This is a genomic window from Streptomyces sp. NPDC042100, from assembly GCF_055582325.1.
Genome location: NZ_JBVJDK010000018.1, coordinates 1 through 15,284 on the forward strand (window position 1 = coordinate 1; position 15,284 = coordinate 15,284).

15 protein-coding genes and 1 pseudogene are annotated in these 15,284 nt (G+C 73.2%); 5 read left to right on the forward strand and 11 right to left on the reverse strand.

Annotation, left to right across the window (positions count from 1 at the left end; translation table 11 throughout):
* Nucleotides 1–1,531, forward strand: a pseudogene (locus tag ACZ6J5_RS31330) (AfsR family transcriptional regulator); the annotation flags it as partial.
* Between the two features lie 28 nt (nt 1,532–1,559).
* Here ACZ6J5_RS31330 and ACZ6J5_RS31335 read toward each other — a convergent pair.
* Complete coding sequence (locus tag ACZ6J5_RS31335; protein WP_469397283.1) at nt 1,560–2,492, reverse strand: siderophore-interacting protein; 933 nt, start codon at nt 2,490–2,492, stop codon at nt 1,560–1,562.
* Between the two features lie 294 nt (nt 2,493–2,786).
* On the opposite strand from ACZ6J5_RS31335, the gene ACZ6J5_RS31340 reads away from it, so the two are divergent.
* A complete protein-coding gene (locus ACZ6J5_RS31340; protein ID WP_469397107.1) occupies nt 2,787–2,987 on the forward strand; it encodes a hypothetical protein in 201 nt (66 codons plus the stop codon).
* A gap of 161 nt (nt 2,988–3,148) precedes the next feature.
* On the forward strand, nt 3,149–4,339 hold the full coding sequence (locus ACZ6J5_RS31345) for an acyl-CoA dehydrogenase family protein (RefSeq protein ID WP_469397109.1): 1,191 nt from the start codon (nt 3,149–3,151) through the stop codon (nt 4,337–4,339).
* Here ACZ6J5_RS31345 and ACZ6J5_RS31350 read toward each other — a convergent pair.
* The 6 genes from ACZ6J5_RS31350 to ACZ6J5_RS31375 form a co-directional block, all read right to left on the reverse strand.
* On the reverse strand, nt 4,296–5,285 hold the full coding sequence (locus ACZ6J5_RS31350; protein WP_469397110.1) for an ADP-ribosylglycohydrolase family protein: 990 nt from the start codon (nt 5,283–5,285) through the stop codon (nt 4,296–4,298). The genes ACZ6J5_RS31345 and ACZ6J5_RS31350 overlap by 44 nt on opposite strands.
* Nucleotides 5,286–5,295: 10 nt before the next feature.
* Nucleotides 5,296–6,438: a hypothetical protein gene (locus ACZ6J5_RS31355; protein WP_469397112.1), complete on the reverse strand. Its 1,143-nt coding sequence runs from the start codon at nt 6,436–6,438 to the stop codon at nt 5,296–5,298.
* Nucleotides 6,435–8,465 carry a hypothetical protein gene (locus ACZ6J5_RS31360; protein WP_469397113.1) on the reverse strand — a complete coding sequence of 677 codons (2,031 nt, stop codon included), beginning with the start codon at nt 8,463–8,465 and terminating at the stop codon, nt 6,435–6,437. Before ACZ6J5_RS31360 ends, ACZ6J5_RS31355 begins: the two co-directional genes overlap by 4 nt.
* Nucleotides 8,462–9,259, reverse strand: a complete 798-nt coding sequence (locus tag ACZ6J5_RS31365) for a toll/interleukin-1 receptor domain-containing protein (protein WP_469397115.1) — start codon at nt 9,257–9,259, stop codon at nt 8,462–8,464. Before ACZ6J5_RS31365 ends, ACZ6J5_RS31360 begins: the two co-directional genes overlap by 4 nt.
* Nucleotides 9,260–9,509: 250 nt before the next feature.
* Nucleotides 9,510–10,784, reverse strand: a complete 1,275-nt coding sequence (locus ACZ6J5_RS31370; RefSeq protein ID WP_469397117.1) for a helix-turn-helix domain-containing protein — start codon at nt 10,782–10,784, stop codon at nt 9,510–9,512.
* 183 nt (nt 10,785–10,967) lie between these two features.
* Nucleotides 10,968–11,333, reverse strand: coding sequence for a winged helix-turn-helix transcriptional regulator (locus ACZ6J5_RS31375; RefSeq protein WP_469397118.1), 366 nt, complete (start codon nt 11,331–11,333; stop codon nt 10,968–10,970).
* A gap of 120 nt (nt 11,334–11,453) precedes the next feature.
* Here ACZ6J5_RS31375 and ACZ6J5_RS31380 point away from each other — a divergent pair, with 120 nt between their 5' ends.
* Nucleotides 11,454–12,113 (forward strand): NADPH-dependent F420 reductase, encoded by a 660-nt coding sequence (locus tag ACZ6J5_RS31380; RefSeq protein ID WP_469397120.1) that lies wholly within the window; start codon nt 11,454–11,456, stop codon nt 12,111–12,113.
* 50 nt (nt 12,114–12,163) lie between these two features.
* On the opposite strand, the gene ACZ6J5_RS31385 is transcribed toward ACZ6J5_RS31380, so the two are convergent.
* Nucleotides 12,164–12,520, reverse strand: a complete 357-nt coding sequence (locus tag ACZ6J5_RS31385; RefSeq protein WP_469397121.1) for a hypothetical protein — start codon at nt 12,518–12,520, stop codon at nt 12,164–12,166.
* Between the two features lie 146 nt (nt 12,521–12,666).
* Nucleotides 12,667–13,101 carry a VOC family protein gene (locus ACZ6J5_RS31390; protein WP_469397122.1) on the reverse strand — a complete coding sequence of 145 codons (435 nt, stop codon included), beginning with the start codon at nt 13,099–13,101 and terminating at the stop codon, nt 12,667–12,669.
* Nucleotides 13,102–13,342: 241 nt separating this feature from the next.
* Between ACZ6J5_RS31390 and ACZ6J5_RS31395 the strand changes: the two genes are divergently transcribed.
* Entirely contained in the window at nt 13,343–13,939 is a 597-nt protein-coding gene (locus tag ACZ6J5_RS31395; RefSeq protein WP_469397124.1) for an Rv1733c family protein, read from the forward strand.
* A 44-nt stretch (nt 13,940–13,983) separates the two neighbouring features.
* Here ACZ6J5_RS31395 and cynS read toward each other — a convergent pair whose 3' ends face one another.
* Entirely contained in the window at nt 13,984–14,454 is a 471-nt protein-coding gene (gene cynS, locus ACZ6J5_RS31400; protein ID WP_469397125.1) for a cyanase, read from the reverse strand.
* 60 nt (nt 14,455–14,514) lie between these two features.
* Entirely contained in the window at nt 14,515–15,132 is a 618-nt protein-coding gene (locus ACZ6J5_RS31405; protein WP_469397127.1) for a carbonic anhydrase, read from the reverse strand.
* Between the last annotated feature and the right edge of the window lie 152 nt (nt 15,133–15,284).

Consider the following 15,284-nt stretch of genomic DNA (forward strand, 5'->3'; position numbering starts at 1 on the left):
CGCCTCGGAGCGGCTGGACGAGGGCGGGGACCGGGAGCTCGCCGAGCGCCGCCACCTGACCTACTACCGCGAGCTGGCCCGCCTCGCCGACCCCGAACTCCGCACCGCCCGCCAGGCGTCCGCGCTGGCCCGCCTGGAGACGGAGCACGACAACATCCGGGGCGCGCTGCGGACCGCCGTACGGGCGGGCGAGGAGCAGGAGGCGCTGTGCCTGGTGCACGCCATGAGCTGGTTCTGGCAGCTGCGCAACCACCAGCTCGACGCCCGGACCTGGGCCAGGGCGGCGGCGGGCCTGGGCCCCGACCCGTTCGCGGAGGTGCCCGTGCGCCCCGCCGGGCCCTTCTCCGGACGGTGCGTCGACGTGCCGCCGCCGTGGTCGGGGGAGCGCCTGTGGGAGGCGCGGCGGGGCGGCCGGCTGTTCGTCCTGGCGACGGAGGGCGGCGAGGGCAGCGGCGGCGCGTCCGTGCTGGAGCATCCCGAGACCCGTGCCCGGCTGGCGGCCGTCGTCGCCGCGTACCGCCCCGGGCTGCCGCAGACCTGCCGCCAGCCGGGGGCGATGTGGTACTTCGCCCGCCTGATGACCGGCGGGTTCACGGGGCTGGACGAGACCCTCGCCGCGCTCGTCGCCGCCGCCCGCGCACACGGCGACGACTGGGATGTGGCCTTCGACCTGCTGCTGCGGGCCAAGCTGCTCGGCGCGCAGCCGGGGGACGCGGAGGAGGCCCTGGGGCTCTTCGAGGCGGAGGGGGACTCCTGGGGCATCGCCGAGTCGCTGGCCGCGCGCGGCGAGACGTACGAGCGGTCGGGCCGCTCGGCCGAGGCCGCCGCCGACTTCGCCCGTGCCATGGACGAGGCGGCCCGGATCGGGGCGCACTCCCAGGTCCCGGTGTTCAAGGCGCTCCTCGCCGCCGTGCGGCTGCGGACCCGCGAGGTCGCCGAGGACCCGGAGGCGTGGGCGGAGGCGGAGCGGCTGCTGGCCGAGGCGGCCGAGGAGGCGGGCGACGGGGGCACGGAGGCGGTGAGCACCGCGCGCCTGCTGCTGGCTCAGCACTACGGGAACACCGGCCGTACGGGCCTGTCACGCACACAACTCGACCTTATGGAGGCCGAGTTCGACGAGGACACGCCCGGTCTGTTCCGGGGCATGACCGGCGGCCTGCGTGGCTGGCTGGCGTGCGTGGACGGCGCGTACGAAGAGGGTGCCGCCCATCTCAGGCTGGCGGTGGCGGAGATGGAGGTCCTGGCCCACCTCGTCGCCCCCTACCTGATCGTCGCCCAGTTCGCCCCCGCCGCGTGGGCCCACGCGGGCACCGGCACGCCCGAGCGGGGTGCCCGCCTCCTCGGCGCGTACGACGCCCACCGCACCGGCTCGGAGGGCGCGGGCTTCCGCCCGTACACGGCCCAGACGGAGACCGCGACCCGCGCCCACGCGGAGGCCGCCCTGCGCGAGGCCCTGGCTGAGGGGGAGTTCCGTGCGCTGTACGAGGAGGGGGCGGGACTGTCGGTGCGGGAGGCGGCGGAGCTGCTGTAGGAGGCGGGGCCGAGGCCCGTGAGCGCGCCTACCCCCGCTGCCACAGGGCGAGGCGCTCGGGGGCCTCCGCCAGATCCTCCTCCGTGGGGGCGTCGTCCTGGGTGAGCGCGCGGCGCCAGTAGCCGGCGAAGTCGACGGCGCGGCGGTCGAAGCCGCGCTCCTCGACGAGGTGGCGGCGGAGGGCCCGTACCGTGCCCGCCTCCCCGGCCAGCCAGGCGTACGGCCGGCCGGCGGGGAAGGTGGTGGCCCGCACGGCCTCCTCCGGCGAGGCGTCGCCGTGCAGCCAGCGCACCGTGAGCCGCCCGGCCGTCGGCAGCGGCTGCTCCTCCGCCGCGTCGGCGACCTGGACGTACGCGAGGGCCCGGTGCCCGGGCGGCAGGGCCGCGACGAGCGTGGCCAGGGCGGGCAGCGCGCACGCGTCGGCGACCAGGAGGGCCCAGTCGCCCGCGCCCGGGTCCACGGGCGGCGCGAAGTCGCCGGAGGGCCCGAACATGCCGAGGACGTCCCCCGCGCGGGCGCTCCGGGCCCACCGGGTGGCGGGACCGTCCCCGTCGCCCGCGCCGTCCCCGCCGTGCAGGAGGAAGTCGACGTCCACGGTGGCGGCGGCCGGGTCGTGGGCGCGCAGCGTGTAGCCGCGCATCCACGGGCGCTCGGCGTCGGGGACGGCGCCGTAGGCGGCGTACCAGCGCGCGAAGTCGCCGTCGGGGCCGGGCGCGGGCAGCACGGGCTCGGCCTGCCCGTCGCGAGGGAAGTACAGCTTGACCTGCCGGTCGGGCCCGCCGAGCGGAGCACCGGCCAGGGAGGGGGCGTGGAGGGTGACCCGGACCATGCGGGGGGTAAGGGCGCGGACGGAGACGACGGTGAGGCGATGGAAGGGAAGGGGAGCCGCCTGGTGGGACGGGTCGGTCGGGTAGGACGGGTCAGACGGGTCAGACGGGTGGGATCCGGAAGGGGAGACGATCATGGGGGACTCCTGATCTCGGGCAATGGCCAAAGGCCAAAGGCTGGGGCTGGGGCTGGGCCAAAGGCTGGGGCCGGGGCCGGGGCTTGGGCTTGGGCCTGGGGGCCGGGCCGCAGGCCGTCCCCCCACCCTCCCCGCCCCCGTCGACACCGCGCCGACACGCCGTCGACGCGGGTGCCGCGTCGGCCCGCGCGGCCCCTGTCGCCCCGAGGGCCGGGTGGGTGCTCCGCCCGGATGCGGGAGCGGGAACCGGCCACGAGAATGGCGAGTGCCCGCAGAACACGAGGAGGCGGCATGAACGGTGACACCGACAAGACGTCCCCGGGGGACATCCCGACGCCCGACAGCCTGCTGCACGCCGGCTCGGAGGGGGAGTTCTCGGCCGAGGACCTGGTCCTCGCCTCCGGCCGGGACGTGACACCGCAGAACCTCGCCTGGGCCGAGCGGCGCATGGCCGAGAAGGGGCGCGCCTCACTCGACGAACTGCTCCCCTGAGCGAAGCGCGGTGAGCCGGGGCGCCGCGCCGGCGCCCCGGAGGTGCCGCCGCGCCCCTTCCCCATTTGTGGAACACGTTCTACCGTGGCGCCGCACGCGCGCCGAGCCTCGGCCGGGGCGCCCGCGGAGACCGATCCAGGGGAGCCAGGGGAGACCACGCCATGCACCTCGAGTACACGCCCGCCCAGCACCGCCTGCGCGCCGAGCTGCGCGCGTACTTCGCCGAGCTCGTCCCCGAGGACGTCCACGCCCGCTACGCCGATCCCGCCGCGCAGAAGCGTTTCTACCGCGAGACCGTCCGCCGCCTCGGCGCGGACGGCTGGCTGGGCGTCGGCTGGCCGAAGGAGTACGGCGGGCGCGGCCTGACCCCGATGGAACAGTTCATCTTCTTCGACGAGGCCGCCCAGGCGGGCGTACCGCTGCCGCTGATGGCGCTGAACACGGTCGGCCCGACGATCATGCAGTTCGGTACGGAGGAGCAGAAGGCGTACTTCCTGCCGGGGATCCTCTCCGGGGAGCTCGATTTCGCGATCGGCTACAGCGAGCCGGACGCGGGCACCGACCTCGCCGCGCTCAAGACGCGCGCGGTGCGGGAGGGCGACGAGGCCACGGGCACGTACACGGTGAACGGCCAGAAGATCTGGACGACCAACGGCGACACCGCCGACTGGGTCTGGCTCGCGGTCCGCACGGACCCGGCCGCGCCGCCGCACAAGGGCATCACCATGCTGCTGGTGCCGACGAGCGACCCCGGCTACTCCTGCACCCTGATCAACACGCTGGCCTCGCACGACACCACGGCCAGCTACTACGAGAACGTCCGCGTCCCCTGCTCGCGCCGGGTCGGCGAGGAGAACAGGGGCTGGCGCCTGATCACCAACCAGCTCAACCACGAGCGGGTGACCCTCGCCGCGCACGGCACCATGGCGATCCGCGCGCTGCACGACGTCCAACGCTGGGCCGCCGACACGAAGCTCGCCGACGGCCGCCGCGTCCTGGACCTGGCCTGGGTCCGCCGCACCCTGGCCCGCACCCACACCCGCCTCGACGCGATGAAGCTGCTCAACTGGCAGATGGTGAACGCCGTCCAGAACGGCACCCTCACCCCCCAGGACGCCTCCGCCGTCAAGGTCTACGGCTCCGAGGCCCGCCGCGACGCCTACGCGGCCCTGATGGAGGTGACGGGCGCGGCCGGCGCCCTCAAGGAGGGCTCGTCGGGCGCGGTCCTGCACGGCGAGCTCGAACGCGGCTACCGCTCCGCCGTCATCTTCACCTTCGGCGGCGGCAACAACGAGATCCAGCGCGAGATCATCTCGTGGATCGGCCTGGGCATGCCCCGGGTCCGCCGCTGAGCGACGGCAGGGGTTCGCGGGCCGCGTGCCAGGCGGGCGGGAGGCCCGAGACGCCGGTGCGGGCGGCGATGACGCCGCCCGCGATCGCGCAGGTCGTGTCGATGTCGCCGCGCCCCGCGACCGTACGCCACAGGCCCTCCGCCAGGTCGTCCAGGTGGCCCGCCGCGCACCACAGGGCGTACGGCACGGTGTCGGGTCCGGACATGCGGTAGCCGGAGCCGAGGACCTCGGCGGCGTGCCGGACCGAGGTGTGCGCGGGCATCCGGGCCGCGATCCGGAGGCCCGAGCGGACGTCGCTGTCGGGAAGGAGCCCGGCGAGCGCGTCGAGGAACTCGGGCCGCGACGGCGCCGCCGCGCCCCGGCTGCGCGTGGCCAGCGCCGCGGCGAGGGCGACCGCCACCGCACCGGCGACGGCCTCCGGATGGTGGTGCGAGACCACGCCCTGGAGCACGGCCTGCTCGGCGACGAGGCCGAGGTCGGCGGCGTGCCACGCACCGAGCGGGGCGACGCGCATGGCGGCGCCGTTGCCCCAGGACCCCTGCCCCTCGAACTGCCCGGCGACGACCTCCCGCCACGGCTCGCCCGCCCCGATCCGGCGCAGCACCTCGTGCATGGAGGCCCCGTAACCGCGGTGCGTGTCCTCGGCGTACGCCTCGGCGAGCCGCCGCGCGAACCGGTCCTGGTCCACGAGCCCACCGCCCTCCACGAGTTCGCGCACGAGGACGAGGGCCTGCGCGGTGTCGTCGGTCCACTCCCACACGACCTCCGCCGGCACCACCCGCGCCTCCAGGGCCCCCTCCCCGTCCCGCCGCAGAACCCCGAACCACCGGTCACCGAAGGCATCACCGAACGCGAGCCCGGAGAGGGAGTCGAGGACGGGGCCGGGAACGGGGCCGGGGCCGGGGACGGAGTCAGGGACCGGGGCGGTGGCGGGAACGCGGCTCATCGGGCGAGTATCACAGCCCTCCGACCCCTCCGGCACGCCGATTCTCGTCCTCCTCCGGCCAGTCGCCGTCGGATTCCTCCGGCCACTCCTCGTCCGCCGGAGGCTCGCCGACAGGTTCTCCGCCGTCCTCCCCCTCGAATCCCTCGGCGGAGAAGGCGCGCCGGATCTCTGCGGCGGCCTCGAAGGCCCCGTCCAGTCCGGTGGCCTCCAGGTTCCGCACGACACGGTGGACGAGGACCTTGTACGCGTCCATGTCCGGCTTCAGCCCCACGGCCGTGAGCAGCGTCCGCAACCGGTCCGCCACCCCCACCTCCTCCTCGCGCTCGCCGTAGGAGGACGCCCACGTGTCGACGGGCGGGACGATCAGGTGCCGGAACAGCTCGGGGACCTCCTCGTCGTTGGCCGCCGCGGTGATCTGCGCGAGTGGGCCGATCATCTCGACCGCCTTCTCGATCTCGTCCTCGTGTCGCGCCAGCCACCACACCATCGCGCTGCCCGTGCTCTTGAGCACGTCGTCACCGAGGTAGTGTCGCTTGTTGCGCTCGTGCCGACGCTCGTGCTCCCAGACCTCCTCGTCCTTGCGGAGGTCGTTCATACGCCGCAGACGCTCGCGGTCGGCGGGCGCCAAGGCCAGCGTCACGTCGGCGGCGAAGGCTCTCACCCGGCCGCTCCGGTCCGGCAGCGGGATGCCCAGCTCCCCGTCCAGGAGGTAGCGCGCGAAGTCGGCCCGTCCGGGCTCCTCGGGACCGACGACGGCCAAGGCCCGGCTGACGATCGCCGATTCGGCGAGGGCCGCGGAAGCGCCGTCGGAGAGCCCCGTGGGGTCGGGGACCGGCCGCCACCAGACGGTGGCGGAGAAGAGGAAGTCGTAGCCGGCCGCCGCACTCGGCAGCGCCGCCTCGATCACCCGGGTCTCCTCGTACGGCCGGTCCGAGGGGGCCGGCGGCGTCTCGGGCGCGTCGGACCCGTACGGGTCGGCGCCGCTGGCTCGGGTGCCGCTGAGGACCGTCATCACGAACAGGAGCGAGCCCGACGCGGTGACCATGCACAGGAACCCCCACAGCCAGGGCGACCAGTGGAGGAGGCCGCCGAGCGCGGCGGGCGCCAGGCCGCACAGGGCGACGAGCAGCAGGCGGGGGAAACGGTGACTCATCGGGCCTCTTCCGCGGTCGGTGGTCCGGTAGGGGTACGGCGGTTCACGCGGGTGTGCTGGGCCTCGTCGATGTGCTGCCAGAACCGGGAGGCGACCGACGAACGGGACGGCGAGCGGCTCGCCCCCGCCCAGTCGCAGGCGATGGTGTAGAGGCGGTGGAGCGCTGGTGGCTGCTCGTACGCGGCCCTGACCATCAGGCTCAGGGCGAGCTCCCGCGACGCGTCGGCGACCACGGCGTCCAGCCAGCCGCGTACGAGAGGCTTCCAGGACTCGGCGGGAGGCTGCGCGAACAAGAACGCCCAGCCTCGGAACAGGTCGGGCCAGGGCGGCGGATCGATCACCTGGTCGGCGGCCAGCAGCGCCGCGAGCAGCCGCAGATGGGACTCCGGTCCGCGAGCCTCGCGGTCCGTCCGCTCCCGTATCCGCTCGATCAGCAGCCGGTGGAGCCGGCGGTCGGCTCGGACCAGGTCGAGGAGGGCCGCCCGTGCCTCGCTCGCGGCGGTGCCGTCCCGTACGGCGAGATGGTGGAGCCGCACCATGGCCTGCTCCGGATGGGTCGCGCGGAGGCTCTCGGCGCACACGACGGTGAGGACGCGCACCAGCCCGTCGGGCACGGAGCCGGACCGCGCGCTCTCGATGATCCGCCGTCGGAAGCGGCCCGCCCACACCTCGTGGCTGAGCCCGAGTTCGAGGGCGGCGACCGCTCGCGGATCGCAGGAGCCGGGCGTGCCCTCGGCCCACCCGGCCGCGAGGTCGTAGAGGTCGTCGGGCCGCCCGACGGCCAGGCACTGCTCGCCGAACCGGACGACGACGTTGAGACGGTCGTCGTCCGCCAGACCGCGCAGCCCGGCGGAGGTCTTGACCCAGTCCCGGAAGGCGTCGCGGGTCCCGGGGAAGTGTGTCCAGAAGTACGTCCGCACCGCGTCGGCGTAGGCCAACTTCGCGAAACCGACCCGTCCGGCGGCGTCCCGTTCGACACCGAGCGACATCAGCCGTTCCCTGAAGTCGGCCTGCGCGAGCTCGGTGGCGGAGTCCTTCTCCAGCCCTACGGTCTCCATGAGCCCGTGCCACACCTCGTAGACGGTGTCGGCATGAGCCCTTTCGAACACCGCCGCGGCGAGGAGAAGGGTTCGCTCGGGCGCGGTGCGGACGCCCGTCATCAACGTACCGACGTCTTCGGCCCGGTCGGTGACCGCGCCGAGGGCCTGGTCGAGCCATTCCGGGAAATCACCCCCGAACCGGCCGCCCTCCCGAGCGTCCCGCACCAGCCCGGCGAGCCGGGCGAGCTCCCGCATGGGGGAGCGATCGCAGAGGTCCCGGAGCCGAGGCTCCTCCAACTCCCGATGCCCGAAGGGGACATGGTCCATGCGCAGATGCCGGGCGACGACGGCGATGCCCCGGGGACGGCCCAGCGGGACGGTGTCCGCCGCGAAGTCGGACAGATGGTCCGAGGCGAAGCCCGCCGGGACGCCCGACGCCCCACTCGGCGGCAGGACGACGACCATGTGCGCTTGAGCGTCCTGGACCTGCCCCCGGCGCACGGCGAGATGGCGGGCGACGGCGACGGACAGCTTCCCGTCGGAGTCGGCGGAGGCACCGGAGCCGCCGGAGAGATCGAGGAGGAACCGGTCGCCGGGGGCGGGGGTGAACCGGGATCCGTCCTCGTCCCGCTCGTGCACCGTGGAGGGGAGCTCCTCGAACCGCCCGTCGCCCCCCTCGGTTCCCCCCTTCCCGGCGAGTTCGTGCAGCAGCATGATCGCCGCCGCCCTTCGGCCACTGCCAGGATCCGCGTCGACCAGGACCACTGATCCGGGCTTCTCCAACCGGTCGGCCGCGAGGCGGTAGCCCGGAGGGCGGACGAACCTGTCGGCCAGGCGGAGCCGGTCCTCACGGGCGATCCGCAGCGGTTCGACGCCTCTGCGGACCATCCAGTCCGGTCCGAGGCCGAGGAAGACGTTCTGAGGACCCGATCCGTTGTTCACTGGACCGCGCGCGTCGTTGACCGTGACGCGCACTTGCTCGGTCATCGTTCGTCGTCCGAGCGTCGGCGCTCGCGCTCGAAGCGCTGGTGGACCGTGCCGCTGTTGTCGCCCGCGGTGAACTGGACCCCGGTGTTGTCGCCCTCGAAGTGCGGTGCGTTGTACTGACGGCCCGGACCGGTGTTCACCGGCCCCTGCGGCTCGTTGATGAACGTGCCGTTCAGATCTCCGTTGAGATTGCCGATGCCGCCGCGTACGTCGCCCTGCGTGAGGTCGCGTGTCCGCATCCTGGCGTGTTCTGTGTCCCGGCCGGACTCAGCTTGTGGCTTCTCGTTGCTCCGCTCATGCGCGGCACGGGACTCCTGGTCCGCCGCGCCCAGCGCGGGAAGCAACCGCGCGAGGGCGTCACCGAGCTGAGTCAGGCCGGCCCCGGCGTTGCGGTGGTCGAACCGCGTGTACTGGCACTCCGCCAACTCCGCCACATCATGGGGAAGGAGAGAGCGGTCGATACGGGTGGTCTTCCCGACGAGGACGGGAATCACGAGGACACCGCGTTCGAGTGCGGTCCTGATCTCGCGGCGCGTCCAGTCTTTTTCGGCTTCGAGGGCGGGGCGCCCGTCGGCGCCGCGCACGTCCGCCCAGCGGGGGCCGATCACGGCGACCAGCGCCTCGCATTCGTCGAGCGCCCTGAGCAGTTCCGCCGGAAAGCGCCGTCCGGGATCGATCGAATCGCTGGCACGGAAGATCGACCGGTCGCCGAACCGCTGGGCAAGCTCCCTGGCGATCAGAGTCGCCGCGGACTCCTCGTCGCCCGTGCGGTAGTTGATGAAGACCTTGTACATGAGAGTCCCTTCGGGATCGGATGATTCGGGTGATCAGTTGTGGGCGCGCGAGGGGCACGGCCGCGGCTGCGCTGCCGTCATGGGCGGGGCTGTGAGTGGTCTGCCGTGCGGCCCAAGGAATCGGGGCGCTACGTGGCGCTGAGGGCAGCGCCTGGACAAGGTCCTGTGGCAGAAAAAGGGAGCCAAGGGAGAACGAGGGCCGGAGCAACGAGTCCAAGGCGTCGGGCGAGCCCGAAGGCTCCAGCCGGTGTCAGCCCTGGACGGGCGCGAGCACGCGTGCGAGGGCGGGCTGCAGGTCGCGAACGGCGCGGCTGCTCCGGAACCGGGAGAGCTCCCGCGCCAAGCGACGGATATCGCTGTTCACCGTCGCGGAGGGCACCGCCGGCATCATGCCCAGAAGTTCTCCGGCGATAGCGCAGGCGTGTTCGACCTGACCGGACGCAGCGTGCGCCAGGGACCTGCGGAAGCCGTAGCGCGTATGTGTGCGGAGCGCGTGCGGAGCGAGCCGGCGGCACTCCCGGTCCAGGATCTCGGCAGCAGCTTTGGGACGACCCAGGTCGTAAAGGCACCAGCCGTGGGTCATGGCCGCGGGATCGCTCACATGGGTGGTGCCGATCACGGGCGCGCCAGGGCTGTGGGCACCGTCGCTGTCGAGGAGCACCCGCGCCTTGTCGAGGCTCCGGAGGCAGTCGCTCTCAGCGCCGACGAGTGCGTGTCCCTGGGCCTCCCGCTGAGCCGCGAGCCCGCGAATGCGCGGCGGAAGCCCGCCGTCCTGCGCCCGCCGGGCCAGAGCCACCGTACTCGCGGCGTCCCCGGCGTACATGGTGACGAGGGCGCGCCGCACGAGCGCGTAGGAGCCGAGGTGTGGATCGCCGCCGGCGCTGGCCAACGCGGAGGCCTCCCCCGTCCAGCCGATCGCGGCGGAGCTGTCGCCGGCCTCCTGCGCCATCCAGCCGGTGAACTCGGCGAACCGCGACGCGAGCACGAGTGCGGGAGCGCGGGTGGTGCGCGAGGAGCCGGCGGCGAACGCGGCCACCGTACGGGTCTGTGTCTCGAGGAGCGGGAGGAGAGCCCGCGGCGCGGTCGACTGCCCGAGCATGCGCAACTGGTCGAACTGGGCGCGGTAGGAGAGCAGGAGAGGGTCCTTGCCGGAGAGCGCCTGTCCCCCGAGCTTCAGCCCGAGGTCGATGAGAGCTCCCGAACCGGCGGCGAGGAGCTCGCGCCGCCCGATGGCCCAGGGGCTCTCGCTGACCGGGCCGTCGAAGGCGGGCGTGGTCGGGGACACCAGCGAGGCCGAAGGCGACACGGCATCGGCGGTGATGACGAGCCGCTGAAGCTCACCGTTCGCACCGAGGAACGCATCGCACCGACGCGCCAGATCGGGAGACGCGGTTCGCTCGCCGCGCTCGACCTTGCTGAGGTGCCCCTTGTCGTAGTTGAGCGCCACTGAGAACTCGGTGAGCGTCAGCCCCGCCTCCAGCCGTAATCGGCGGAGCTCCGGGCCGAAAGGCGCATCCGTATTCATCGAGGTCGTCCCTTTCGATGGCCGTATCCAGTACGCGCCACAAAGACAGAGAACGCGCACCAAAAGTGATGGCGTCGTCTCGCTTCGTGTTCGTCAGTGAGTTTGGCACGGGATGCGAGCGGAGCATCGGGGTTCGGCGGTGTTGCCCGTTGCCTCTTCCGGTGGCCTTCGGAGCTGCGGGGCTCAGCAGGTCCGGGACTGCTCCGCAGCCCGTTCCTGGGCCTCCATCACCTCGTCGCCGTGGGTGAAGGCCCAGGCGCCGAAGGCTTCGATCGGGGGGAGCAAGGTCCGGCCCAGGTCGGTGAGTTCGTATTCGACGCGGGGTGGTGATCCGGCGTACGCGGTGCGGGTCGCCAGGCCGTTGAACTCCAGGCGCCGCAGCGTCTCGGTCAGGACCTTGGGGCTGATGCCGCCGATGAGCTCGCGGAGCTCGCCGGGGCGGCGCGGGCCGTGCCGCAGGACCCAGATCAGCACCGGGTTCCAGGTGTTCGACATGAGGTCGAAGGCGAGCCGGGCGCGGCAGTCGGCGAGATAGGCGTCTGTCGTCACTTACCAGATGGTGCCCGACGGGTTTCCTACTGTCGTTCTGTAAGCCGTTGTTCGAGGAGTTCGATGAGTTCGAGGAATTCGATGACTTCGAAGAGTTCGTTGAGAGGGCGGGGTCGGGCCATGAGGATCGGTGTGCTGGGTACGGGGAACATGGCCGAGGCGCTGGCCACGCACTGGGCGCGGGCCGGGCATCGGGTCCGCGTCGGCGGCCGGGACGAGGGCCGGGCCCGGCGGCTCGCCGCGCGTCTCGGGTACGGCGCCGAGCACGGGAGTCCGCGTGAGGCGGCCCGGTTCGGTGAGGCGGTGCTGGTCGCCCTGCCGTACGGTCCGGCGGCGGAGGTCGTCGGCGCGCTCCGCGACGAGCTGGACGGAAAGGCCCTGCTCGACTGCGTCAATCCCGTAGGCCCCGGCTTCCGGCTGCTCACCGCCGACGGGCCTTCGGCCGCGCGCCGCCTCGCCGCCGCCGCACCCGACGCGCACGTCGTCAAGGCGTTCAACCTCTGCCACGAGGACGTCTGGCGGATGGACCCGCCCGCTTTCGACGGGCAGCCCCTCGCCGTACCGCTCTGCGGCGACGATCCGGCCGCGCTCGCCGTCGCGCGCCGACTCGTGCGCGACACCGGCTGCGCGCCCGTCGCCGCCGGCGGCCTGGACCGCGCCGGGCTTCTGGAGGCGACCGCCGCGCTCTACATCGGGCTGTGGGTGGGGGAGGGGGCCGACGTACGGGCGATCGCGCCGCCCCTCGCCTTCGCCTCGGGCCCGGGACGCCGGGACGCGTGACGCCGGATCATGTGATGTCGGAACGCGTGAATCCGGCCCACCCGGCCGGTTCAGCGGAACTCGTGGACCACTTCGATCGCGCCCACGATGTGCCCGTTGAACTCGTCCAGCTCCTCCGCCGGCACCCACAGTTCGAGGATCGTCCGTCCGCCCGCCTGTCGCACGGGGTAGCGGCGCAGGAACTCCGACTCGACCTCGAAGCGCGTCACGTAGCCGACGCCGCTGTGCTTCACGTTCCAGTCGCGCGCGATCCGGATCGCGTAGTCCTCGTCGAGGACCGGGTAGAAGATCGGCTGCTCCGGCAGTCGCGGGGGCCACGCGCGCCACTCCAGCTCGCGCACCAGGGCCAGCTCCTCGGGGCCCGTCGGGCGCCAGAGGGTCGTCGTCGCCTGCTGTCGGCCGTTCATGTGTCGCGTCGCTTTCCTGAGGGCTCCGGCGGTGGTTCCACGGGGGCTCGGAACGCGGACGCTATCGAGGGTGCGGGTGGGGTGGCCAGGCATTTTCCGTGCCCCCGCCCTGCCCGGCCCTGTCCCCCGCTCCCGCCCCGTACCGCTCAGTCCAGGCAGAACTCGTTGCCCTCCGGGTCCAGCATCACGATGCAGGACTCGTTCTCCTCGTCGGCGATCATCACCCGCTGCTGCACCGCTCCCAGCGCCACCAGCCGGGTGCTCTCGGCCTGGAGGGTGGACAGCCGCTCGTCACCGACGAGTCCCGTGCCGGCCCGTACGCAGAGGTGCACCCTGTTCTTCACGACCTTGCCCTCGGGCACGCGCTGGAACAGCAGCCGGGGGCCCTCCCCGGTGGGGTCGGAGCACGCGAACCACGGCTGCGTCGCCTCCGTGCCGGGCGAGCGGTGGTACGCCTCCCACGAGTCGAAGCCCTTCGGCGGCGCCTGGGCGACGTAACCCATCACCTCGCACCAGAAGCGGGCGAGTCGCTCCGGGTCCGCACAGTCGAAGGTGACCTGGAACTTCTTGATCGTTGACATCCGATCACCGTAGCAGGGCACCTCACTCCTAACTCCCGCTTGGGAAGCGGGAGTTGATCCGCAGATACCCGCTTTGTCGGCCTCGCGGGCCCCCCATCGACCTCCTCCGGACGCTCCGTGATCACTTGACCACGGGGCGGGTGCGGCGCTCACGAATCCCCCGCGCGGGCCGTACGTGGAAGAGTGGAGGGGAGGAGTGAGGAGTCCCGCCGTCCGGACTGCCGCCACTCGGAGGTGCGCCATGCCCCATCACGAGCCCTTCTCCGGCCGACGTGCCGCCCTGCTGTCCGTCCTGCTCCTCGCGGTGATCGTCGGCGCGGTCGCCGCCGGGATGCTGTGGACGGCCGGGGCCAGGGCCGACCGCGCGCTCGCGGTCCACCGCCACGAGGTCACGGCGACCACGACCGGTCCCGCGAAGGAGCCGCACATCGCCACGCGGTACGGCGGCGAGGCGCAGGCCGTCGCGCCGGCGGTCTGGGACTATCCGGCGCACGTCCAGCGGAGCGGCAGTGTCGCCGTGCCGCCCGGCTCCGTGCGCGGCTACACCCTCGGCATCTGGGTCGACGACACCGGTACGCAGGCCATTCCGCCCGGCGACGCGGCGAACCGCGCCCTCGTCGCCTTCTCCGGCGGCACCGCCACGGGCGTGGCCGTCGGCGCGATGGGCGTGGGCCTGCTGGTCTTCGTGCGCCGCACGGTCGACGCACACGGCCTCGCGGCCTGGGAGCGGGAGTGGGAGCAGGTCGAACCGGTGTGGTCCGGGCGCCTGCGGCGGGGCAGCGGCAGCGGCAGCGGGGGTGGGGGCGGGGGCGGTCAGGGGCCCGAGGGCGACGGCTGAAGGGGCCGCGCCTCGGGCACGGCCCCTTCAGGTCGAGCCCCGGATCAGAAGGGCTTGGTCGGCAGGTACTTGCCGTCCAGGGTGATGACGGCGCGCTCGCCGCCCTCGGGGTCGGCGACCTTCTTCACGTCCAGCTTGAAGTTGATCGCGGAGATGATGCCGTCGCCGAACTGCTCGTGGACCAGGGCCTTGAGGGTGGTGCCGTAGACCTGGAGCATCTCGTAGAAGCGGTAGATGGTCGGGTCGGTCGGGATGCCGCCGGGGATCGAGCCGCGGGTCGGGATGGTCTGCAGCAGCAGGACCGCGTCCTCGTCCAGGCCGAGGAGCTCCGCGACCGCCTTCGCCGAGTTCTCCGGCAGGGCGTGCTGGCCGAGCACGGCAGCGGTGACGAAGGCGACGGACAGGCCGGCGGCGTCGGCGATCTGCTGCCAGGACAGGTCCTTGCGCGTCTTGGCCTCGACGGCGGCGATGGCCAGGGACTGGCGGGCGGTGGGGTCGAACTGGGCCTGCGGCATGGTGGGACTTCCTCTTCTTGTGTGTGGGCTGTGGGCTGTGGGTACGGGGTGCGGTGAACGTCAGGCGGCCGACGTGGCCGTCGTCATCGCCGTGATCGCGGTCGTCGTCGGGTCCGCGGCGGTCAGGTCCTCCACGCGGCCGGTGCCGATGTCGTAGACCCAGCCGTGCAGGGCGATCCGCCGCTCGGCGAGCGCGCGAGCCACCGACGGGTGGGTGGCCAGGTTGGACAGCTGGGCGAGCACGTTCTGGCGCACCAGCGCGGGTACGTCACCGGCGGCGGCGCGGGCCCGGGAGGCGTCCGCGTGCCGCAGCCAGGCGGCCACCGCCGGGGCGCCGCTCAGGTCGTGGCCCTGGGCCAGTGCGGTCATCGCGCCGCACGCGGAGTGCCCGCAGACGACGACGTCCCGCACCCCGAGCGCGGAGACGGCGTACTCGATGCTCGCGGCGACGCCGTCGGCGCCGGGAGTGTGCGCGGGGACCAGGTTCCCGGCCGTGCGGACGACGAACAGGTCGCCCGGCTCGGTGCCGGTGATCAGCTCGGGGACGACACGGGCGTCGGAGCAGCTGATGAACAGGGTGTGCGGGGTGTGCTCGGTGGCCAGGCGGGCGAAGAGCTCCGCCTTGGCCGGGAAGACGTCTTGCTGGAAGCGGGCGACGCCGACGGCGAGGTCCTGCATGGGGCACTCCCTTCTGGGGATGGAACGGGGGTCGGGGAACGGGCTCACCCGAGGTGCGCGAGTGGCCTCGGCGGCTGTCGGGCGGGTGCTCCGGCCCCGACGTGATCCACCCTGCACGACCTGCCCCTATAGAGTCCAAGACTTGCTGTCGA